This is a genomic window from Bordetella genomosp. 5, from assembly GCF_002261475.1.
Lineage (GTDB): Bacteria > Pseudomonadota > Gammaproteobacteria > Burkholderiales > Burkholderiaceae_B > Bordetella.
The window spans coordinates 409,278-430,988 of record NZ_NEVN01000002.1; the positions used below are offsets into that span (position 1 = coordinate 409,278).

Below are 21,711 nucleotides of genomic sequence, written 5' to 3' on the forward strand. Positions count from 1 at the left end.
TTTCATAATCGAAAAGGGGTAATAGGTTGGCCGCTAACTTCGCTCACACTCAAGGAAATTTCCAATGAGTAGTGAGATCAATATCCGACGGCATCCCGACTTTCACGAGGCGCGGGAAGTGTGCCAAGCGTTGTTCGAAGATTCGTACGAATTCACGATCAAACTGATCAGATTGGAGTCACAAGGGTCTGTGGGTCAGGTGACGTATTCGCACGGAAGGCTGGCGGATCAAGTCAGGCAGTTCCCGAAGTGGAGGGCAGAGCAGTTGCAACCCTTCATGATGGTGGGGACGAGTGATGGCCAAGGTGTGGGATCCAGTAATGTGCTGGAAACGTGGGCAATCGCCGTCGACTTGGATCGCGACGTCGATATGTCCCAATGGGAGCAGGCGGCCTTTCGCCCTACGATCGCGATCAACACGTCTGACAACCGGCAGCACATGCTGTGGGTCCTCAAAGACTCGATCGACCGCGATACTCACCGGCAAGCCGCCCGTGCTCTGGCCTATCGACTCGACGGCGATATGTGCTTCGCTCACCAAGCCCAAGCAATACGGCTGCCTGGTTTCGTAAACGCGAAGCATGGGAACGAGGTCAGACTTTCAATGCTGAATTCGGGTCGCACATACGACTACGCCAGACTGGCTGCTGCTTTTGATTTTGATCTGGTCAGGGCCACCGTACAGGCAACTGTTCCGTTCATAAGCAACACGCTCGCGATCAAGGTTAGGTCCAGCGACGAAACGAAAAAAAGGCTGGAGGACTTAAAGGACTCGCTGCGCCACATTTCATCGGATAGCTACGACGTGTGGTTCAAAGTCTTGGCGGCATTGCGACGAGCCGGCCCCGATGGGGAGAGCGTTGCGCGCGAGTGGTCGAAGAGTTCAAAGAAGTTCGATGAAAGTGCGTTCAGCAGGAAATGGAATGACGTTGAGAAGGTAACTGGGATTAGCCCAGGCTCCATCTTCTTAATGGCCGCGCGTAATGGATGGCGCAATCCCGGGCATGACTCTCCCACGATCAACATGCGACAACCAATCACCGAGCGAACTCTCGGCCGAATGCTGGCTCCTGTTATGGATAAGGAGTTCGCAGTGGCACGCTTGGGGCGAGGAGATAAGCAAACGTTGCAAGCGCTGAAGTGGGACGGACACAAATACGCTGAGGTCGACCAGTTCGCATTCCGTCAGTGCGTGGAAGACTATTGCAAGCGACTATCCGTTGGAGATGATGAGGATGCTAGGCGAGCTCTTTCGGCTGCGATCGCGAAGCATACCGGTGACGTCCGGGCGTTAGATTCTTTGGGACGAAGCACGCTCGAATTCCTGCTTTCAAGGAGTGACTCTCTGCATGCCACGAAGTATCCCTACTTTCCTGTCGCCAATGGGATTTTGAACCTCCTGAGTGGTCAGCTTCTTCCTTCCCATTTGCGAGCAGTATCTCTGCGCCATAGTGCGGTAGTGTTCGATCCAAGTGCTGGAGCCCCTCGCTTTATACGCTTTCTTGAGGAGATATTTGAAGGTGATCACGAGATCATCAGATTTCTATTGCGGCTCGTGGGCTGCATGCTTTTGGGGAAGCCAGTAGACCATGCATTCGTGATCTTTCATGGTCCACAAGGGAGAAATGGAAAATCGGTACTTGTAGAGGTGCTTGCCGCGATATTCGGTGACTTCGCAAGCAACGTCGGCGTAGCAACGATCATGGTCAAGAGCACCCTGACTGATGGTCCCACGTCGGCTCTGGCTCGACTGGAAGGCCGAAGGTTGGTGATCATCAATGAACCGAATGGGAAACACCAGTTAGACGCGGGCCTAGTCAAACAATTGACGGGAGGTGATCGTATTACGGCTAGGCCTCTTTACGGCGCAGAGGTGGAGTTTCTGCCGGAGTTCGTTCCTATCATGGTAACCAACTTCATTCCCAAGATTCATGCTGCGGATGAAGCACTCTGGGCACGGATCAAGATCATCCGATTCATGCGGACCTTCTCGCCAGATGAGATTGATCTTGGGCTGAAGGACAAGTTGCTGTCTGAACTCCCCGGCATTTTGAACATGTTCTTGGCTGGTGCGGCGGACTATCTTGAAGGAGGGTTGCGGCCTCCCTGCAAGGTTAGTTCGGCAGGCCAGGAGCAACGCAAGCTGGCGGATGGATTTGAGGCTTGGTTGGACGAACGTGCAATGCGTGGAGATTATGAGTGCCAGTTCAAGCCGCTTTATGACGATTACGTCACATGGGCGAAGTTGAATTCCGACTTTGATCGCTTAAGTCAGAAGGAGTTTAAGGCCAAATTGGAGGGGCAATTCCGTTCTCGGAAGCACCGCAACCACAAAATTATCTCTGGGATCACGTTGAACGACGCCGTTTAGGTCGGAGTGCTGACACCTTTTCATTGCTAACGAGAGAATACAGATTATGAATATCGATCAAATCGTGGCGCAGCTGCGAGGCCTAGACTTTTTCATCCACCAAGTAAAAGTTATCCCTCATGGAGCGCAGATCGATCTTGGGTGTGGTGTGAAAATTTCCGTGTATAGGAACGGGACCGTAATGGCGCAAGGAAAGTTCGTTGATAGGCTGTCGCGTGTCGAGGGCATGCCGCTCCTTAGAAAAATTCTGCCGGCATCGACGGTGTGGGGAATCGGCGTGAAGTAAATTTGCATTCAATAACGACGGAAAATGGTTTCGGTCGGGGCTCCGTCCACAGGAGGGCGTCTTCCCCGGCCGGATCTACCAGGCTACGCTGGCCGCTTGCGCTTGCCATGATCGGGGAGTGTGTATTACTCTACTTCCTAAAGTAACGATAGGACACATTCAGTCCCGGCCACTCTTTCAGCAACGTTCCAAACTGTTGCGAACTGGTGATATCCGTCGATCATCTCTCGTGGTGCTATGGACGCTGAAGCTGGGCATCCTAGATTCATAGGGAAAACCATACTTACGATAGCGTCCTGGCATGCAATTCCATCTTCTCCCCGGATTATTGGTCTTTCTTGGCTCATACTTGCCACTCGCGATTATTCTCGCGATGCAAGATATTCCGGCTGAATGGTGGTCGCGCCCTCTTTGTTCGTTGGAAAATCTTAGCGCAGGCAAGTGCGACTTCATTCCATTTGAGAATCCCGTTCTATCCCTGGCATTCCTCACAATTGCTGCGGTGGCCACAATTCTGGCCAAAGTGTCCCTCCAGAAGATTAAATACCCGTTCGTGGTCGAGGTAAAGCGCCTTAAGGCGACGCCAAACGAGATCATCAACTACACCTTTCCGTATGTGGTCTCCTTCATGGGCATTGCATATGGTGATCCCCAAAAACTGATCGGCTTTGGTGTCTTTCTACTTTGGATGTTTGCAATATCGCTAAAGTCAGGGCAGATTCTTATGAATCCGCTCTTGTTAATCTTTGGCTGGAAGTTGTATGAGGCAACGATCGTTATCAATAATGTGGAAAGAGATGTCCGCGTCTTGAAACACGGCGCTCTCGGTCTCGGAACCCACATGGCGCAGACCGTGCAGGATTTCTACATACTCAGGGAAAAGTAGATGCAGCAGAATTTCGCTTCTCTTCGAGATTTTGACTTCGCTAATAGCGAAATTCATCTTTGGGTCTTCAAGCGAAGCACGACCCTGCAGCGTTTCTCTGCCTTCTATGTACAAACCGACGAAGAGCTTGATTCCATACTGCTCGGCGTGGTGCAGGGCGAGGTGGACCGTATCACCGAATGGGCGAATTACACATATCTTTCGGAGACAAACGAGAATAGCTGTCTCGCTGCTCCTATTGCTGGCAGTGATTTTGAGTTTCTGAAGGAGCGGGTGGATCGCCCCGAGCCCGAATGCCGAGTGCGTTCAATAAAGGACCTGAAAAATGCGGACGGATACGTCGTCAAATTTGTGCGCAATAATCAGACGGTATACGCGGTAAAGAAAACGGCAAAAAACTGGAAGGCCTCTTATCTAAAAACTCACATCAATATTATTTTTCGGGATGGTGAGTTGTCGGCTGCTGAGGATAACGGCTTTGCAATCGAGAAATACTTCGACTTCTATGCCTTTGATCAGACGCTTTTCATCGCCAGAAAACGTGCATTTGAATCTGCCATGGAGCATCGTGCTTCCTACGCGCAGGCCTTTGTCGATCTTCGACAAAACGCCGGCTTCTCGGCACTATTTACCGACATGCAACCGATCGTTGACTACGTGGGGACAAACTCGATCCAGTTGAGACGCATGGCAAGGGTTGAAGAGCGTTCCTTGTTTAATAGGCAAGGATTTCTTGCCGCCGTCCAGACAGTAAGCGCTAGGCGGGGATGGGGGCTCAACTTCCATCCCGTGACAAATCAGCTTATCCCGTGTGATCAAACGATCAAGGCGATCATACAAGTTCTCTTGGATCATCGGCTACTGAGCGAGGTGACCGATCTGATCTATGACGTCCCGGACGCAACGCAACTGTGATGCCGGCCCGTCTAAGGGGGCCTCGTTTCAGCTGTCGCTACACTGCCTGTCCGGAGAACCGCGTGTCGATAAAGCCTTTCACATTTATTGAAACGTAGAAGCGTTCTTTGAAAACGCTTACGTCCACTTTTTCATGCGTGCTGATACAGTGATCCAACGCCGCATTAAGCTTTTCCTCAATATCCAGAACGGTGGGGTAAAGCTGGTCGGGAGTAAGCTGGAATCTGTATGGTTTTTGGAGTTCGGTCTCGATTACAACGCCAACCCACTCGCCGGAAGGGGCAATTTCAACCTTGTAAGACTTTACTTGATGCTTCGCCATTTTAATGTTTATCCTATTGGCCCCATCCGGGCTCCATTGACTTGAATTATGGGTTGAGGGGTTTTAAAGAGCAAGAGAGATCGTCTCGTTTTTTGGGGTGCTATTTAAACAACCTTCGCTCTAGCGGCGCCGTTTGTCGAAATGACCGCTTTGTGGTGTGTGGGCAGCTGTTTGAAAGCAATAATCGGGTTTGGTTTTTGAGTAGCGATAATGGTGTGTTTTCGCTAGTTGATAACGGTTTGTGAGCCCGGCCCCGTGAATGGTTTTGCTTTGGATTTCGTCTGAAGTGGCGCGAAATCCAGTACGACTGCGATATCTAGGAGCGTGCCTTGACCCATGTCTCCGGCACAAGACCTTTGCCACGCCACTCTTCGACAAGGTGAACGTTGTTAAGCCCTCCCCAAACTTCCTCGTTCGCATGATCTAGCACGATGATTTGGAGGCGCCCCGTTGTCTTCTTAATGATGCCGTCAAATAGCGCGAACACCTTTCTGACAGCGACAATATCTTCGTTTTGCCAAGTTGGATCGAGTTCCTCTTCGGTATTTTTTCGGGCGCTGCGCGCCGGAAAGTAAACTTGACTCGGCTGGTCATAGATTAGCAATGCGGGAACTGGGTGCTGAGGCGAGCGCAAGAAGTACCCTTGCAACGCAAGACTGAGGGCAATGTGATATGCCAACCAGTTCGCGCCGCTGCCAATTTCCCAGAGGAAGTCGTCTCGCGTTTCTCGGATGACTCTCACGGTCAGATCTTGGATAACAAGTCGGATTGGTGCGTCGGGCCACTCACCGTCAAGCTGCGGAATTAGCCTGCCGGAGATGGCCTGGATGGTATCGAGCGCGTTCTCCAGCTTCCGGCCGATTTCATGCTCGGACACCAGCTTGGCCAGCCTTTCGATCTCGGTCTTCAGCGTCGAAATTTCTTGGTTCAACTCTGAGGAAGTGTCAGCCATGTCGTAGAGTCTGAGAGCCTCTTGCAACCGGCCCAGGAACCGGGAAATCTCCTCGCTGCGGCTGGCGACCTTCCTCGCGTCAGCAGACTGCCCCTCCAAGGTATGAATCTCCGCCCGCACGGCAGCTAGGTCGCTAAGCACGGTGTCGACCAATTCGCGCTGGCGCAGCGTCTCCCTTCCGAGCGATTCCGCAACTTCTGGATATGACCGCAGCCGCAACTCAATGCCATCCAGCGTTTGGCACAACTGATCGATTCGCGCACGACCGGCTTCACTTGGTTCAAGCACCGCAGAGGGATGCTCTGACGCAAGGTCTCTAATCCATGTAGACAAGTTCAAACGGTCGCGCTGAATGTGCAGACCATCACGATACTCATCACTGCTTTCGTCAAGACGGCGCAGTTCATGAAGACGCTGACGGGACTGACTAAGGGTCATCGTGAGTTTCGTCTCCACGGCGCGCAGCTCGGTGACTCTGCTCATAATGACGTCCATCGCCGCTAACGACGTCGTTGCGGCTTGAACGTCTCCGCTCAGAGCTTGTCGGAGTAGATCGACAGTCGTAGGCCAATCATCAGGCACCATTGTATGTGCCGGCAAAAGTCCATACTCAATTGCCAGGCGGGCCCAAGCAAACCCTTCCCGCTGCCACGCGGCGCCCGTGTCCTGCCGTGCTTTCAATTCCCCCTCCTTGCGGCGGAGAACCCGAGACAGCCGATCGAGTTCATGTCGCGCGTGTAGAAGTTCGGGGCTTATCGCGCCGAGAACATACGGGAATATCGTCTTTAGCTTCTCACGATGTTCCGTAGTGTCCGCCTTGAAGAACAGCACATCGGGATTTGCAACGATGTTTTGAGGTTGGAACAGGAAGGCCATTAAGTCGCGGAAGCTCACGCGCGACTTGAATCGCTCATCAGTCCCAGGATCAAACTGCAGGCTAGACAAGCCCGCGAGCCTGTTCAAGACAGCCTTCACATAGTCGACGTTCTGATTCTTCTCCGTGATGACGGAAGGGATCTCAACGGCAGGGCCCTCTAGGAGCAGCATTTCGCCAGATGCCTTGTGGCCACCCGGCTCCCGTCGAGCGAGCAGCTTTTGCCCTTCAAGGGTATCGACCACCACGCCAAACCAGGAACACGTCTCTCTGATAACGCCTACGGGAATGGCACACTTATCTGATCCCAGGCAATAGTCAATAATCGGAATGACCGACGATTTCCCAGTCTTCGATGCGCCGCTAATGACATTGACCTTGCCAGTTTTGAATTCGACTACCCTCGGTTCACCGCCGACACGCGGCCAAAGGATGACTTTTAAAAGTTGGAAGTGCATTAGAAGTCTACTCTTAACGTGTGGGCCACCTGTTGATCCGTCAGGCCGGCGAACCAGTAGCCGATCTTTTCGCAGGCGGGTGCGATTCGCCGGATTCGTTCAGGAAGCGTCGGAGGCTGCACGTGATGGTGCGGGCTGAATGCCCGGACCGTCGCGGTAATTGGCTCGATCCGAACGAGGAGCGACTGTTCGGCAACGATGAGCGATCCAAGCGTCAATTTTCGAAGAGCGATGGTGCGCCCGTGAACCGCCAACAAGTTCTCTCGCTGCTCGCCAAGCTTGCCGGCCAAGAGATGCAAACCAGAAGCTTTTTGCGTGCTCAACACCATGGCGAGGGTTGGCGCGTGAAGGATCATTGGTAAGAGCAGGAACACCAGAGGGAAGGTCACGGATTGTTCATTACGTTCCTGAAAACCTAGGCAGAATCGCCAGATAGCGTATGCGCCGAGAGCTTCGTTTTGGACGATCGCTGCTTCGCTGAGGCGTACCGCATGGGCGCGGTTCATCATTTCTCGTCCCCCTCATTTAGAAGATTCAGGTGATCCGGATGCCACCCCAGTCTTCGTCTATCGGCCAAGTCGTTAAAGCTACCATGGGTGAAATGACCGGGCACTGCGCGGCCGTCCAGCGGGAGGTCCATAGCAGCACAGCGGCTGTAGACGACCCGACCTTGTGCGTCCTCGGGTTTCTCTGCGTAAGTCTCTTGCACCTCGCTCAGCGTGGCGTCGTGCTTGCGTAGCAAAGTGTCTTCCCAGTCTTCAAAGGTGCCGTCGAAGACGAGGCCTTGGTCCGCCCATTTCACCTTGTCTCCGGACGTGCGCATCAGGTCACTGGCCGCTCGAAGCTGCTGCTCTTCGGACGCCGCTATCAACTGCAGTTGTCGCGCGAAGACAGGGCGATTTGTTAGTAGCGCCTTCGTGACATCTTTAGATGGTGCCGGTGTAAAGGTTGGCAGATAGCCTGACATGTTGTTTTGTTGGACAAAGGCGTGGAAGTTCCTACGGAACTCCGCAACATTCACCACTGCCGGGGACTTTCTGCGAATGCACTTGTCGGCTGCCTCCTTGGCTTGGCCGATCGCCGAGGCGCAAATAACGTCTAGCGAAATCTCTGGGACCGTAGGTCTCAATAGGGTGCGAAGAGGCTCCAATGGGTCGGCATCAGTCGCATAGATAGTGGTTTTTCCCACTACTGATAAACGCAGTGTGTCCGACGCGTCGAGGAACTTCTGAATGTGCGCTATGCACTTAGGTGGGATGGGCCGTTTATTAAGCTTGTCCTTGACTTGCTTGACCAGTGCTGCGATAGCTTTGGCGTCAAGCGCAGCATGCATTGACGCGCTCAGCTTGCCGAGCTTTGCCGGCGTCACATAGAGCTGGAAAGAGGTTTTCGGTCCAGACACTTTTTGTGTTTCGACCGCATCTAACCAATTGGCAACTGTCTTCCACAAATCATCGGACCAGTCGGAAATCGGGTTGTGCGCTAGGGCGCTCTTGCACTGTTCCAACAGTAGCGTGCCGTCTGCGTAGTGGACGGCAACATCATCGAGGTACTCAAGTGACACGCTCGAGTCATGCGGGCTGCTCAGGAGGTGATAACACATCCTGACGGGCTGCAATGCAAAGCCGAGGTAAGGACCGGCGGCGGCGTGCTTTATTACAAGGGGCGCCGTTTGAGTCATTGGACCGGCCTAGTGATCGATCTCGATGACGAGCATAGGCTGTGAATAGCGTATTTCATGCCCTCTCCCTCTGCTTGGTGTGGCTAACTAAGAGGTAGCCGATTCACATCTAGTTACTATGTTAGCTGAGTTTGGAGACGATAGGTGTGAGGCGTCCTGGGCGATTCAACTAAGAATTTTTGGATTCCGTGGTGAGCTTCTATGGCCATTCACGGGAAAACCTGCGAATTTCGCGTGCATGAAACCAGTCTTTGTGTGGCTCGAGACCGAGTGCGAGGCGGAGCTACGACTTTTGCTGGCTGCCACTCGACCGAATATATGCGTTGCAACGTTTCTTTCTGTACGGCGGGTAGCGACGTCATCAGCTCGCAACGCTAGACCGCGAATGAGCCGTTTGAGGGAGCTCAAGTTGCTCTGCTTTGTCCGCTTTCCTGTGTGGCCATACGGGCCTTAACTTGTCGTAGAGCGCAATTCGAGTGGTAATGTATTATCTATGACTTGGTGTTGCTGTTGGAAATTAAATATATCAAACTTGCTGAGGAGACGCTGTGAACGTGACCTTGAAAGAAATCTACGGTCCCTGGGAGTCAGGCTGGGCACTGGATAAACATGTGCTATCCAGCACCTATCTTGGAGATAACGAGTGGGGACATCCTCAGTTCGATACGCAGCGTTCGCAAGTAGGGGAGGCTTCTTTCCAATTGAAGTATCGTTCAGACTGGAGCCAAGTCGCGCCGCTGGCCCAAGCGTTGGCCACACATCTTTTCCCGAAACTTGGCAATGTTGGTTTCATCGTTCCGATGCCTGCCTCGAAGGCCCGGCCGCGTCAGCCGGTAACAGAAGTTGCGCGCGTGCTGGGAGAGTTGGTACAAAGACCTGTGTTCGAATCACTCGTTAAGGCCCCTGGTGGCCCAGCACTGAAGGATCTGCCGACAAGGGAGGCGAAGCTCGAAGCACTCGCCGAACGCATCAGTGTGGTGGATGTCATTGCTGACGGGCGGTGGAACGTGCTTCTAGTGGACGACTTATACGACTCGGGCGCTTCGATGGAAGCGGCCTGCAATGCGCTACGTGGGTACAGAAAAGTCAATAAAATATATGCTGCCGCCTTGACTTGGAAATAGATTGATGACAACCAAAGTTTTTATCGCGGGTTCGATGGGTATTAAAAACCTCGATCCCGAGGTGCGAAAACGCATTGACAACATTATCGAGCAAGACTTCGAGGTCATCGTTGGCGATGCTGATGGCGCGGACACCTCCGTGCAATACTATTTGCTTGATCATGGAGGTGACCGCGCGACCGTTTTCTGTAGCGGGCAGACACCTCGCAACAACGTAGGGGGGTGGCCCGTGGAACAGGTCATGACTAAACATGCCGAAGGTTCTCGGGCATTCTTTACTGCTAAAGACCTGCGCATGGCTGAAGTGGCAGACTACGGTCTAATGATTTGGGACGCGAAGAGCACGGGTACTCTCAGCAATGTCATCGAATTGCTGTTTCGGAATAAGAAGGCGGTGGTATTCGTGAACAAAGCAAGGACTTTTTGCAATGTGGGTACAGTCGAGCAGTTGGAAGATCTGTTAAGTTTCATGTCCGAGCACGCCAAGAAGAAAGCTGACCAGAAAATTGGCCTTTTGAATCGGATTGAGTCGCTGAAGAGCGAAAAGGCTCAAACACGAATGTTCGCGTAGGCGCCTGATCAGTCAAGCAAAGTCCTGTTGGTTAGCATCAGACTATCGAGCACGATAAGACGCTTAGCCAAAGGACTCGTCTTTTACAGCAGAGAGGGCACTTTGCGCTCCGGCCGAATGTATCGCGCCAAGGTGGCCATCGAACGATGGCCTGTCTGTTGCTGAATTTGAAAGGACGGTAAGCCAGCCATTGCAGCCACGGTTACGTACCCTGCTCGCAGGCTGTGGCCGGCCACGAGACTTGCATTGCCACCAGCGCGTCGGTATGCCGCTTTGAGAATTAGCGCGACAGATTGTCCGGTAAGTGGTCGACTTCCCACGGTGTCGTGGCGAGTCACCCTTCGGAATACGTAACCGGAGTCTGTGTGGCTCGCTGCTTTCCACTGATCTATTGCGGCAACGGGGCACCTGGGCCCTTTGGCGCGAGGGATAAAGACGGTTCGTCCTACCCCTTCCTGGTCTGTCTTGGAACGACGTAGCAAAATCTCGATGCCTTCGTCTACTGCCGTGATGTCTTCATACCGAATGGCCACAAGTTCCGCGCGTCGGAACGCCCCCGCGAAGCCAATCAGTAGAAGTGCTCGGTCACGTGCGGCTCTCATCGGCTTCTGTTGGTCGACCAGGGCAAGCATTTCCAATAAATCATCTTTGACGATCGCCCGCACACGACGTTGGGTGATGTCCAAGGTTCTACGAATGCCTTGCATGGTCTGCCGCACGCTGACATGGACGGCGGGAGACGTCAGGTTTTGATCTTGATGGGCACGGTGGATGCCGATCAGTCTTCGCTCTATCGTCGCTACGGCCAAAGTTGCCGCGAGATTGGCCAGGTATGCGCAAAGTTGTTGTGGCGTCGCCGGCAGCTTTCCACCGTTCGCCAAAAAATGAGCGAGATCAGCCGCATATGCTTTCTTCGTCGCGGCCGATCGGGCAGCATCAATGTAATGCTCAGCCGTCATTGATGCGGCAGTACTCGCGGGAGCGTTTCGAGAAGGCTTGGACGCATTAGTCTTTGATGCCGTGGCGGCATTTCTGCTGGTGCTTTTCATGGTCGGAATGGAGTCCTCGTGGAAACTGCACGATTGACGTCGGGAAGCAGGGCGAAAGGGAGCCAGGCCATGGGGCGTAATCAGCCAGATGGGATCGACAAGCGATAGAGAGCTCGTGGATGTACAGGAGTACCTGCCCTAAATCGGCAAGCAGCGAGCCAACACTTGCGATGGACTGTCGTGACGAGGCAGTTTTGCCTGAATCATCCAGTGGGACGCAGGCAAGGAGAGCGCCAAGCCCCGCGATGCCTTTATGCAGGCAATCGAGCGTGAGGTCTAGTTGGGAGGCCAATGCCAGCAGGAGTTCAGGATCTGCCTCTGCGAAGTCGATACGACGATCTGCAGTCTTTGGCAGCAAGCAGAGCATCGCGCAAAGGTCACGCAATGGGGCTCCGTGCGTGGCTGATTTACCAGAATTTTGGTTCGAGCCCATGTTCAATATTCCTCTGGTAGTAGGAGCGTCGTAGCGGACCTGTCGGCCTCGGTGATGATCCATAGCCGCTGACCCGCTACTTCATACGAGGATATGACGCGGTTGCCATGTATAGCCGCTGCCTCGTTAGCCAGGGCATCCTCCGTTGGCACATCGCCCCAATCGCCTGACCGGTGACGCGATAGCATCTGGAATGGGTTCAGGTTCGCGCGCTGCAATAGGTTCAATGCGCCCGGAGTTGTCACGACTTGACCAAGTTGAATGGGTAGGCCGCGGCGCTGCGTAGTTGAGGAAGTGTCACAGTGAGGTGCTTGCATGGGCTTTCGCTCTGGATTGGCAAGAAAAAGTTGAGTACCAGAAATGCAAAAGAGCCAAGGTGTGTGGCCTTGGCTCCCGCAGAGGATGCTGCTAGTCGAGAGGGTTACTTCTGGCTGTACTTGCCTGCCATAGAACCGGCAGCGTTCATGCCGCAGTAGCTGTCGCATCCCTTCGTGGTCACTTGAACGGCGCGATTGGAGAAGTTCAACAGCACGACGCACTGGTCTGCCGGGTCTTCCGACGTCCAGGCAGCTCGGGTCCCGTCAATGGGACGAGCAAACAACGGCTCGTCTTCTCCCAGGCTGCATGCATGGGCGCCCACATTGGTGTTAAAGGTGAACTGGACGCCTTGCTGGGATTCTTTGACGATTAGCTCGCCGCCTTGTTTGATGTATTTGCCCGCGACTCCTGCCAGGGCGGCGGGACTGGTGAGAGCTAAAAGTACTGCCAACGCGTACGAACGCATCATGAATTCCTTAAAGAGTAGGACTGAAAACAGAACGGGCGTTTAGCTAGCGGCCGGGCATGACGAATTCTTCCTCGGGCCCTCTGAGTAGTCGCCAGCCCTGTTCGGACTGGATCAGCAGTACTGCGCCTCGCAGGACCGTTTGTCGCGTTTGCGGGTTCACAGCGCCTGCCATGCCTGCAACGACATTTCCCATCTCACCCATGCAAGGCTTGTTGCGAGGGTCATCGACGAATCCGCGAACGCTGGCGTAAGTACTGCGGGCGAAGTCTTCTCGGATCGTCAGGGTGGCTTCGTAATCGAGTTGGTACTTGTCGCCCCGCTGGACGCTGTCGATCTTCCTGGCGTTCGAAATGGTCCACAAAGGGCAGCCAGAGAATCGACCTTCAAGGAAGTTCTTGGCTTCCGCATTGCCTGGTGCCGCCGCACCGCAGCCTGCCGTGAGAAGGGCTGCAAGTATTCCTGCGAGCGCGAGGGTCGCATTGCGTGCGCGGTGTCTGCTGAAAGTTTGTCGTTGGGTCTGCATATCGGGGGGTTAAGAGTTTCGAAATAACACTTTGAGTTTGGTTGCAGGGCTAAATGTACCAAAACCAAACTCAAAGTGTGTGGAGTGGGGGGAAGGGATAAGAAAAACTGCGGCATGTCTAACCCAACGCAAAAGTGTGATGCGCAGGCATTGTTTGCCGCGAATATGCGCCGCATCCGCAAAGAAAAGCAGCTAACTCAGGAGCAGGTGGCTGAAAGGGCGGGCCTGCATCCGAACTACGTGTCTTCTGTGGAGCGCGGGGAACGCAATCTATCGATCGCCAACATCGAACGCATCGCGGCCGCACTCGATGTCACGATGGCGGAGCTGGTCACCCCCTAGCTCTACCTGCCGGCGGCGCTTTTCGTGGCCATGGGATGCACGCCGATGTACCAGGCCGCGCCAAGCGGCTTGAGGTCAGTTCGGACATGCGCGGACGTCTCGACCCAGTATGCAGGGTCAATCACGTAGGCAATGGTGGTCTTTGGCGAGTGGCTCGCCGACGCACGGTGGAACAGTACGTGGCGGCCGATTTCCTTGTCGGGGTCGTAGTCCACCATCAGGAGGGCCAGATCCGGGAAATCCGCCAGCTTGCTTACCTCTTTGTAGACCGTTGCAACCCAGCCGTAGTGCGCCAAAAGCCCGGCAATCAGATCTTCGGTGATCCAGTAGGGACCATGCGCGGGATGCTTGAACCGGTTCACTGCGAGCTCGCGGATCTCTGCAAGCGGCTTCCCTGTGATGCTCGCGATGCACGCGAAGGCACAATCGAAGTCGCCGTTCTGCGCGACGCGAGCGAAGGCGGGCTGGAAGCCCTCTGCGGTCGAGGTTACGGTGCTGGGTATGTTGGGCATGACATATTCCTTCGTTTCAGGTGCGCGCAACGAAGCCGCCCAGGGACATCAGGGGCACTCAATGGACAAACGGGTAGAGGCGGAAAGTGCAGATCGCCGTTGAGGCAGTCGTCTTTCTGGCAGCGTTGCGGCGCAGGTTGAGGGGCGCGCCGAGGGCTAAGCTCTGGCGTGCTAAAACCAGCTTAGGGGTGACTGCCGTGTCGGATCAACAACAAAATAACTTTGGCAGTTGGCAAGTAGAGGGCGGGGTTGTCTTGAAGAAGCCGGCCCTGTAACGGGTTGCTCTGGCAACGAAGAAGCGGCCAGACCACCAAATTTGAGTATGTTTTTGAGTAGGTTTTGCCGATAAGCGGAGAAATTTACCTATGTAGTTCGAGTTTCGCCGTCGCACCAAGAATTCGATGGTTCCTCCCATCAAACAAAAAACCCGCATCTCGCAAGAGTGCGGGTTTTTTGTCGTCTGCGGCCGGCCCGTGCGCGACGCCACCGCGCCTCGTGATTTACGCCACGGTGTCGAGCAGCGCGCGCAGCGACGCCCTATCGAGCGGGCGCGGGTTGGTCGGCAGGGAGTGGTCGGCGAGGGCGCCGTCCACGATGTGCTCGAACATGTCTGGCGTCACGCCCAGCGAGGAGAGTGTCGACGGGACGCCGAGCCGGTTGTTCAGATCGCGCACCGCGTCGGCAAGCGAGGCAGACGGGGCCAGGTCACAGGCTCGGCGGATGCGGTCGAACTTCTCTTCGCAGGCGGGCGCGTTGAATTCGAGCACGCTGGGCAAGAGGACGGCATTCAGTGTGCCGTGATGCAGGTTGAGCGCCTGCAGTGCCCCGAGGGGATGGGACAGCGCATGAACGGCGCCGAGCCCTTTCTGAAAGGCCAGGCCGCCCTGGATGCCGGCCATCATCATCTCCGAGCGCGCTTCGATATCGGCGCCCGTGTTGGAGGCGCGCTCGATCCAGCGCCACGCGCGGGCCAGTCCATCGAGCGCAATCGCATCGGCCGGCGGATTGAATTTGGGCGAGAGGAAGGTCTCGATGCAGTGGGTGAGGGCATCCATCCCGGTACCGACTGTCAACGCGCGCGGGAGCCCGAGGGTGAGCTCGGGGTCGCACACGGCAAGCCGGGGCAGGAGGTGTTCGCTCGCCAACAGCAGCTTGCGCCCGTCGCGCAGGATGATGAGCGCGCCGCGTCCCACTTCGCTGCCGGTACCCGCTGTCGTGGGCACCGCCACGATCGGAACGGTCGGGCCGATCTTTTTCGACGCGCCCATGCCCGCGTACTGAGCGAGGTCGCCTGAATGCGACAGCGCCACGGCGACGCCCTTCGCCAGGTCCAGCGGCGAGCCGCCGCCCAGCGCGAGGATGCCGTCGCAGTTGCCCTTTCTGTACGCCGCCACCGCCTCGTGCACCGCCTGCTCGGTGGGGTTGGGCGGGGTATCGCAGAAGCAGGCGAGCGCCGCCTGGGAGCTCAGGCCGCCAACGACGCGTTCGTGGATTCCCGCTGCGACGATCCCTGCGTCCGTCACGAGCAGGGGGCGCGTGATGCCGATCTGGTCCAGATGGGGCTGGAGCGCTTTGGAGGAGCCGCGTTCGAAAAGAATGCGGGTCATGTAGAGAATGTCTGCCATGGGTCGGGCTCTCGTGAGGGTTATGCCGTGGTGCCGACGCCGTGTTCGGCGCGCGAGCCTTCGCGCAGGCTGCGCACGACGACGCCCGTCGTTTTGATGTAGCCGTGTCCGATGTGCTTGATGTGCTCTTTGGTATGCGTGTGAAGCTGGGGCAGTGCGTGGAACGGAACGGCCGGATACGCGTGATGCTCGGCGTGATAGGGCATGTTCCAGGCGAAGAAATGAACGAACGTGTTGGTGAACGTGGTGCGGGTGTTGTGCAGCATGTTGGACGTGTTGTCGCAGCCCGTGTGCTCCGCCAATTGGTAAGGACGCAGGAACCATTGGCCGATGATCACCGGCAGCACCCACAGCCACAGCAGCAGGGTCGAGGCGGCGGCCACCGACGCGGCGATGAGCGCCGCATAGGCGAGCAGATACAGGCGCGCCTCGCGCACGATGAGGGGTTTCTTGTCCTCGGGGACCCACGGTGCGGTGACGTCGCCGAGCAGGCCGTGGCGCAGCAGAAGCTTGACCCGGTTGATCCAGATCGGCAGACCGCTCCAGAACAGGATGACGCTGACGCGCCCGCTCGGCACGGCCAGCTGCAGCTCCGGATCCCGCTCTTTGTCCTGCGTGTACCGGTGGTGGTCCCAATGGAACGCCCGGTAGTACTCGTAGGGCAGCAGAATGACCAGGCCGGAGAGGTGCCCGACCAGGTAGTTCAGAGGCCGCGAGCGGAAGGCGGTGTGGTGCGCGGTCTCGTGCTCCGCGTTGAACAGAAACGCGAGCAGGTAGCCTTGCAGGACGACGAGAGGGATCGCCCACAGCGTGTCGCGCAGATTCCATAGCAGGGCCCCGGTGATCGCGATGGCGCCGAAGTGGCCGATCGCGCGCCGGATGCCCGCGCCATTGGTGCGTACCGACAGGGCTTTCAGTACATCCGCTCTCAATCGTGGGCTCGGGCGTGCGGTGTCGCTGGTGGTTGTGCTCATGGGTGTCTCTGATAGTGGGGATAAGGCTCGTGATCAGCTGGCCAGCAGCGCCATGACCTTCTCATTGATGAATGCCCGGGCCTCGGGGACGCCGATCGGATTGCCGGCGCGATGCCCCCAGATGGATCGGATCGGATCGAGTTGCCCCTGCTTGAGGTGCGCGAGTTCGAGGCGGTTGTCTTCGACACGGAAGTAGAGATCGTGGTCGCAGGGCATCAGCAGGACCTTGGCCTCGATCGCGCGCAGCGCGGCCGGCAGGTCGCCCTTGAAGGTTTCGCCCGCGCTGATGTCGCCGTGCTCCCAGGTCCAGAACTGCGCGAGCAGATCTTCCGGCGCCCGGCGCGAGAACGCTTGTTCCCAATAGCGGACCATGAAATCTTCGAGCGAGGAGAAGCCGAGCTGGCGCCACAGCGCCTCGCGGTAGAAGTCCTGGGACAAGGCCCAGCCGGCGTACACCCTGCCCATGGCGCGGAAGCCGCGCGTCGGGAACGCGGAGAACTCGCCATCCGCATAGGCGGGATCGGCCATCAGGGCGTGGCGGGCGCCGTCGATGAAAACGCGGTTGTGCGGGGCGCAGCGCGCCGACCCGCAGACCACGGCAATGCGTTCCACGGCGGCGGGAAAGTGCGCGGCCCAGTGATAGGCCTGCATGGCGCCCATCGACCAGCCATACACGAGCGCGACGGTCTCGATGCCCCAGATGTCCCGCAGCATGCGCCGCTGCACGCGCACGGCATCCAGAAACGTCACGTTCGGGTACCGGCTGCCTTTCAACGGCCAGGGCACGGACGACGGCGAGCTGGACAGGCCGTTGCCAAACAGATTCGGGATGATGATGAAGTACTTCTCCGGGTCGAGCGCCTCGCCCGGTCGCACCATGTGATCGATATCCTGCTGCTGCGCGCTGTACGAGGTCGGATACAGAATGACGTTGTCTTTCGCCGCGTTCAGCGTGCCGAACCATCGATAGGCGAGCCGCATGTCCGGGAAGATTCTGCCGGACTGCAGTTCGACGTCGCCGGCGTTGTAGACGCCGTCTTGATAGTTGAGTGCGGTAGCTGTGTTCATGAACCTTCGCTCCCTTCAAGCGTGTCGCTCGGCCATCGATGTGCCGAGCTGTTTGATCAGCGACGCCGTGTTGGCACTGGCCGCGCCCAGCGCGGCAAAGCCCCGCACGATGCCGACGTCGTCCACGAAGCGCAGCTGCATGCCGCTCTCGATGCCGTCGGCGATCCATTGCCCCGTCGTCACGGGCGCGGGCGCAACCACTCGCACCGGACACGAGCCGCTCTTCACCGCGATGGGTGTCGTTTGATAACGCACCGAGGTCCGTTCGCCCGCGAGCGTCTTGGCCAGCGCCCGTGCCTGTTGTAGCAGCGGCGCGACAAACATCTGGACTTGCCCCTGGACCGCCGCGCAGTCGCCGATTGCGTAAACGCGCTCGTTCGAGGTCTGCAGGAACTCGTCGGTGATGATCCCGCGGTCGACCGCGAGCCCGGCGCTTGTCGCCAGGTCGATTCGGGGCGACAGGCCGGTGGCGATCACGATGAGGTCGGCGGCCAGCGTGGCACCCTGCGTCAGCAGGACGTTGGCGCAGCCGTCGCTCGTCTCGGTGATGCGCGCGACGGTGGTGCCGCCATGGAACTGGATGCCGTTGCCGGTCAGGCAATCCCGCAGATAGGTCTGCGCCGCGGCGGGCAGCAGCCGGGCGAGGGGCATCGGATCGACGCTGATCAGATGCGTGGCCAGCCCGTGCTTTGCCATGTCGTCGGCCAGCTCGACGCCGATCAGCCCCGCGCCGACTACGACCGCGGCACGCGCGGTCCGCGCCCGCTCATGGAGCGCCCGGAAGTCCTCCAGGTGATTCACGCTGCGGATCCAGGGACTGCCGTCGATCTCCACCGCGAGTGCATTCGGGCGCGCGCCCGTCGCGAAGACGAGATCCGCGTAGCCGATCGAGAATGGGCCCGCCTCTGCCTCGCAGTGCACCTCCCGGCTCGCGACGTCGACACGCGTGACGTGCGTCGACGGGTGAATGGTGATGCCGATTTGCTCGGCCAAGGCACTGGCCTGCTGGCTGATCAATTGTTCGGCGCTCTTGCCCGACGAGAGGGCATTCGACAGCTGAGGCTTGAGGTAGGCGGCGCCTGCGTCGTTGCAGACGACGACGACGGGCCGGTCAGACCCCGACCGGCGCAGTTCGCGGGCCAGGTTGTAGCCGGCCATTCCGCTGCCGATGATCACGACGGTGTTCGTCATTTCGCGTTCCGTAAAAATGGTCGGTCGATGAGCGGGGCCGGTGTTCAGACCTCGACCATCTCGAAATCCGCCTTGCCCGCGCCGCACTCCGGACAGAGCCATGCGGCGGGGACATCCGCCCAGGCGGTGCCGGCGGGGAGGCCGTGGCTCGGCGCGCCTTCCGCCTCGTCATAGATCCACCCACAGATCACGCACATCCACGTTTTCATGCTTGCTTCCCTGGTGCCGCGGCACACGCTGGGGCCGCGTCACAACAATACTGTACTACTAGTACAATAAATGGTCGATCGAAATACACGCCGTGGTTTTCGCGGGATTCGCGGCCGCGGCATGCGATACGGCGGCTCGCCGCCCCGCGATGACGGGGCGGCGTAGCGACACTGGCCTGGCTGGGAGAAGCGGCTTACTTCTCGATGTAGACGTCGTCGAAGGTCTCGTTCAAACCGATCGCGGTCTTGACCAGATTCTTGACCTTGCTGCGGTAGAGAGTGGGGTACTCCATGTCGACGAGAAAGCCGTTGGCCACGTCGTTGACGAGTGTCTTCTGCAGCGTGCTGTACATGGCCTCGCGTTTCGCCGGATCGACTTCGGAGGCGGCCTGCACCCAGAGCTTGTCGGCCTCGGGGTTGTTGTAGCCCTGAACGTTCGCGAAAGGCGATCCCTTCACCATGTTCGAGGCCACGTAGAGGCGTTGCACGCCCAGCGCGGGATCGCCGTACTGGTAGGTGAAGCTGGTCGTGATGTCGAAGTCCCAGTTGCCGGTGCGCGCGGCCCAGCCGCCCGCGTCCGTCGATTCGCTGTTCACCTTGAAGCCGAGCTGTTCCAGCACCTGCTTCGTGTACTCGTCCAGACGCTCCCACGTCGATCCATACGGCAGCCCGAGCTGACGGATCGTGTAGTCACCGGGGTTGATGCCGGATTCCTTGATCAGGGCGCGCGCCTTCTTCATGTCGAACGGGATGGGCGCGATCGACTTGTCGAAGAACATCTCGCTGGCCACGAACGGACTGGTCGAGACTTTGCCCTGGCCGAAAAAGATGGCGTTGACCACCAGTTGGCGATTCATCGCGTGCATGACGGCCTGGCGCACCTTCACATTGTCGAAGGGCGGCTTGCGCATGTTGAACACGAGGTAGGCTTGGGGCGAGAAGAGTTCCCAGCCCTTGGTGGTGTATTCGGTCCCGGCAACGGAGCGCAGCCGCTTGACGTCGACGTTGTCGATGTCGCCGCCGCGCAGCACATCGACGCTGCCGCGTTCGTAGGCGACGGCGCGCGACGCGGAGTCGGGGATGACGTTGAAGATCAGCTCGTCCAGATAGGGCAGGCCCGGCTTCCAGTAGGCGTCGTTGCGCTTGAGCTTGATGTGCTGGCCGCGTTTCCATTCATCGAACTTGAACGGCCCGGTGCCGATCGGCTTCTGGTTGGCCGGGTTCGTGGCGACGTCGGTGCCCGCGTACAGGTGCTTGGGCATGATCGGCACCGTGCCCGGATCGAACATCAGGATGAACGCGGGGAAGGGCGCGCTGAGCTTGATCACGACGGTGTGATCGTCGGTCTTCTCGATGCTCTGCAGGAACTTGCCCAGCACCACCTTGGTCCGGGCGTGCGTCTTCGGCAGAATCTCGGAGATGGTGTAGACCACGTCGTCGGCCGTGAAGTCCTTGCCGTCGTGCCACTTCACGCCCTCGCGCAGATGGAAGGTGTAGGTGAGCCCGTCGTCCGAAATCTCCCACGACTTCGCCAGCCCGGGCTGGGGTTTCAGGTCGAACGAATAGGTCAGCAGGCTTTCGTAGATCTTGCCCGCGACGAACTGCGTCGGACTTTGCTGATTCAGCGCGGTGACCAGCGTGGGCGGCTCCGGCTGAACGATCATGCTGAGCGAGCCGCCTTTCGTCTGGGCGCTTGCACCGAAACAGGCAGCCAGCAGGCCGGCGGCCAATGCCATTTTGTACGTCGTTTTATTCGTGATGCCGAGCATTCGTTTTCCCCTTGCTGTAGCGTCACCCGTGCTTGGTCAGGTGTCGTGATGGCTGTTTTTGTCTTCGTCTTGCTCCGCGGCACGGAGCACCTCGTAGGACAGCGTTACTGTACTGGACGTACACTAATTGAGAATAGGGGTTTTCCTAGCAGCGTGGGATGGAGACACTCGCATGACACAGACAGCGGCTGGTGATCGGAAAGTGCGCCAGACGAGAAGTCCGGGCAGGCCGCGTTCCATCGAGGCCACGGAGGCCGTGCTCGACGCCGCGTATCGGCTGAGCGCGGCGCACGGACTGCGCGGCGCGACGATCCAGGCGATCGCCGACGACACCGGCGTGTCCAAGATGACGATCTACAAGTGGTGGGAAAATCGCCTGCATCTGTTGATCGACGCGTTTCTGCGCAAAGCCAATCAGGCGCTTCCGCTCGGTCCGAACGGCACGGCCAAGGAAATCATCTGTGCCCATGCCGAGCTCTACGTGACAGAGCTGCAGGGGGATCTGGGGCGGGTGCAGCTGGCCGTGCTGGCCGAGTGCATGGCCGAAACCGGCAGCACCGAGCTGTTCGTGAGCCGGTATCTGAGCATCCGGCGCGAGCGCGGCGTCGAGGTGATCCGCCGCGGTCAGAAGTCAGGTGAGATCAAGTCCAGGCGGCCGCCCGAAGACGTATACGACCAGATCTACGGCACGATTTTCTACCGCTCTCAGTTCGGTCTCGCCGGGCTGGACAGCGCCTTCGTCAAGTCCTTGATCGAGGCCAGCACCGGCGAATGACGCCAACGTCGGCC

The 21,711-nt window shown here is 57.6% G+C and carries 23 protein-coding genes; 8 read left to right on the forward strand and 15 right to left on the reverse strand.

Annotated features, from left to right (window positions below):
- Positions 1 to 64: 64 nt before the first annotated feature.
- The 4 genes from CEK29_RS05510 (at position 65) to CEK29_RS05525 (ending at position 4,458) form a co-directional block, all read left to right on the forward strand.
- The gene (locus CEK29_RS05510) at positions 65 to 2,371 is read left to right on the forward strand and encodes a phage/plasmid primase, P4 family (protein ID WP_094857527.1); all 2,307 of its coding nucleotides are present in this window, start codon (positions 65 to 67) and stop codon (positions 2,369 to 2,371) included.
- Positions 2,372 to 2,417: 46 nt separating this feature from the next.
- Positions 2,418 to 2,657, forward strand: coding sequence for a hypothetical protein (locus CEK29_RS05515; RefSeq protein WP_094857528.1), 240 nt, complete (start codon positions 2,418 to 2,420; stop codon positions 2,655 to 2,657).
- 301 nt (positions 2,658 to 2,958) lie between these two features.
- Complete coding sequence (locus CEK29_RS05520) at positions 2,959 to 3,543, forward strand: hypothetical protein (protein ID WP_094857529.1); 585 nt, start codon at positions 2,959 to 2,961, stop codon at positions 3,541 to 3,543.
- The gene (locus CEK29_RS05525; protein WP_094857530.1) at positions 3,544 to 4,458 is read left to right on the forward strand and encodes a Kiwa anti-phage protein KwaB-like domain-containing protein; all 915 of its coding nucleotides are present in this window, start codon (positions 3,544 to 3,546) and stop codon (positions 4,456 to 4,458) included.
- 37 nt (positions 4,459 to 4,495) lie between these two features.
- Here the strand turns inward: CEK29_RS05525 and CEK29_RS05530 are convergent, their stop codons facing one another.
- From CEK29_RS05530 to CEK29_RS05545, 4 genes are all read right to left on the reverse strand, one after another.
- The gene (locus CEK29_RS05530; RefSeq protein WP_094857531.1) at positions 4,496 to 4,780 is read right to left on the reverse strand and encodes a hypothetical protein; all 285 of its coding nucleotides are present in this window, start codon (positions 4,778 to 4,780) and stop codon (positions 4,496 to 4,498) included.
- A gap of 316 nt (positions 4,781 to 5,096) precedes the next feature.
- Complete coding sequence (locus tag CEK29_RS05535; protein ID WP_094857532.1) at positions 5,097 to 7,064, reverse strand: DUF3732 domain-containing protein; 1,968 nt, start codon at positions 7,062 to 7,064, stop codon at positions 5,097 to 5,099.
- Entirely contained in the window at positions 7,064 to 7,573 is a 510-nt protein-coding gene (locus CEK29_RS05540; protein ID WP_255176078.1) for a three component ABC system middle component, read from the reverse strand. The genes CEK29_RS05535 and CEK29_RS05540 overlap by 1 nt, the downstream gene beginning before the upstream one ends.
- Positions 7,570 to 8,628 (reverse strand): ABC-three component system protein, encoded by a 1,059-nt coding sequence (locus CEK29_RS05545; RefSeq protein WP_141218305.1) that lies wholly within the window; start codon positions 8,626 to 8,628, stop codon positions 7,570 to 7,572. Before CEK29_RS05545 ends, CEK29_RS05540 begins: the two co-directional genes overlap by 4 nt.
- Positions 8,629 to 9,293: 665 nt before the next feature.
- On the opposite strand from CEK29_RS05545, the gene CEK29_RS05550 reads away from it, so the two are divergent.
- Together CEK29_RS05550 and CEK29_RS05555 are read left to right on the forward strand one after the other, a co-directional pair.
- Complete coding sequence (locus CEK29_RS05550) at positions 9,294 to 9,869, forward strand: ComF family protein (RefSeq protein WP_094857535.1); 576 nt, start codon at positions 9,294 to 9,296, stop codon at positions 9,867 to 9,869.
- A gap of 4 nt (positions 9,870 to 9,873) precedes the next feature.
- Positions 9,874 to 10,440 (forward strand): hypothetical protein, encoded by a 567-nt coding sequence (locus CEK29_RS05555; RefSeq protein WP_094857592.1) that lies wholly within the window; start codon positions 9,874 to 9,876, stop codon positions 10,438 to 10,440.
- 83 nt (positions 10,441 to 10,523) lie between these two features.
- On the opposite strand, the gene CEK29_RS05560 is transcribed toward CEK29_RS05555, so the two are convergent.
- From CEK29_RS05560 to CEK29_RS05575, 4 genes are all read right to left on the reverse strand, one after another.
- Entirely contained in the window at positions 10,524 to 11,489 is a 966-nt protein-coding gene (locus CEK29_RS05560) for a site-specific integrase (protein ID WP_094857536.1), read from the reverse strand.
- Entirely contained in the window at positions 11,446 to 11,922 is a 477-nt protein-coding gene (locus CEK29_RS23810) for a hypothetical protein (protein WP_176456839.1), read from the reverse strand. The genes CEK29_RS05560 and CEK29_RS23810 overlap by 44 nt, the downstream gene beginning before the upstream one ends.
- Before the next feature lie 421 nt (positions 11,923 to 12,343).
- Complete coding sequence (locus CEK29_RS05570; RefSeq protein ID WP_094857538.1) at positions 12,344 to 12,709, reverse strand: hypothetical protein; 366 nt, start codon at positions 12,707 to 12,709, stop codon at positions 12,344 to 12,346.
- Positions 12,710 to 12,752: 43 nt separating this feature from the next.
- Complete coding sequence (locus tag CEK29_RS05575; protein ID WP_141218306.1) at positions 12,753 to 13,232, reverse strand: hypothetical protein; 480 nt, start codon at positions 13,230 to 13,232, stop codon at positions 12,753 to 12,755.
- Between the two features lie 114 nt (positions 13,233 to 13,346).
- Here CEK29_RS05575 and CEK29_RS05580 point away from each other — a divergent pair, with 114 nt between their 5' ends.
- Complete coding sequence (locus tag CEK29_RS05580) at positions 13,347 to 13,574, forward strand: helix-turn-helix domain-containing protein (RefSeq protein ID WP_054506184.1); 228 nt, start codon at positions 13,347 to 13,349, stop codon at positions 13,572 to 13,574.
- A 2-nt stretch (positions 13,575 to 13,576) separates the two neighbouring features.
- On the opposite strand, the gene CEK29_RS05585 is transcribed toward CEK29_RS05580, so the two are convergent.
- The 7 genes from CEK29_RS05585 to CEK29_RS05615 all read right to left on the reverse strand — a co-directional run bounded on the left by CEK29_RS05585 (position 13,577) and on the right by CEK29_RS05615 (position 20,889).
- Positions 13,577 to 14,086, reverse strand: coding sequence for a hypothetical protein (locus tag CEK29_RS05585; RefSeq protein ID WP_094857539.1), 510 nt, complete (start codon positions 14,084 to 14,086; stop codon positions 13,577 to 13,579).
- 500 nt (positions 14,087 to 14,586) lie between these two features.
- A complete protein-coding gene (locus CEK29_RS05590; RefSeq protein ID WP_094857540.1) occupies positions 14,587 to 15,711 on the reverse strand; it encodes an iron-containing alcohol dehydrogenase in 1,125 nt (374 codons plus the stop codon).
- Between the two features lie 20 nt (positions 15,712 to 15,731).
- Positions 15,732 to 16,685 (reverse strand): fatty acid desaturase, encoded by a 954-nt coding sequence (locus CEK29_RS05595; RefSeq protein ID WP_094799649.1) that lies wholly within the window; start codon positions 16,683 to 16,685, stop codon positions 15,732 to 15,734.
- Positions 16,686 to 16,718: 33 nt separating this feature from the next.
- Positions 16,719 to 17,753, reverse strand: coding sequence for an alpha/beta fold hydrolase (locus CEK29_RS05600; protein WP_094857541.1), 1,035 nt, complete (start codon positions 17,751 to 17,753; stop codon positions 16,719 to 16,721).
- 15 nt (positions 17,754 to 17,768) lie between these two features.
- Positions 17,769 to 18,944, reverse strand: a complete 1,176-nt coding sequence (locus tag CEK29_RS05605; protein ID WP_176456840.1) for an NAD(P)/FAD-dependent oxidoreductase — start codon at positions 18,942 to 18,944, stop codon at positions 17,769 to 17,771.
- A 44-nt stretch (positions 18,945 to 18,988) separates the two neighbouring features.
- Positions 18,989 to 19,153: a rubredoxin gene (locus CEK29_RS05610; RefSeq protein WP_094857543.1), complete on the reverse strand. Its 165-nt coding sequence runs from the start codon at positions 19,151 to 19,153 to the stop codon at positions 18,989 to 18,991.
- Positions 19,154 to 19,347: 194 nt separating this feature from the next.
- Positions 19,348 to 20,889, reverse strand: a complete 1,542-nt coding sequence (locus CEK29_RS05615; protein ID WP_255176079.1) for an ABC transporter substrate-binding protein — start codon at positions 20,887 to 20,889, stop codon at positions 19,348 to 19,350.
- A 205-nt stretch (positions 20,890 to 21,094) separates the two neighbouring features.
- On the opposite strand from CEK29_RS05615, the gene CEK29_RS05620 reads away from it, so the two are divergent.
- The gene (locus tag CEK29_RS05620) at positions 21,095 to 21,697 is read left to right on the forward strand and encodes a TetR/AcrR family transcriptional regulator (RefSeq protein WP_094857545.1); all 603 of its coding nucleotides are present in this window, start codon (positions 21,095 to 21,097) and stop codon (positions 21,695 to 21,697) included.
- Positions 21,698 to 21,711: the final 14 nt, after the last annotated feature.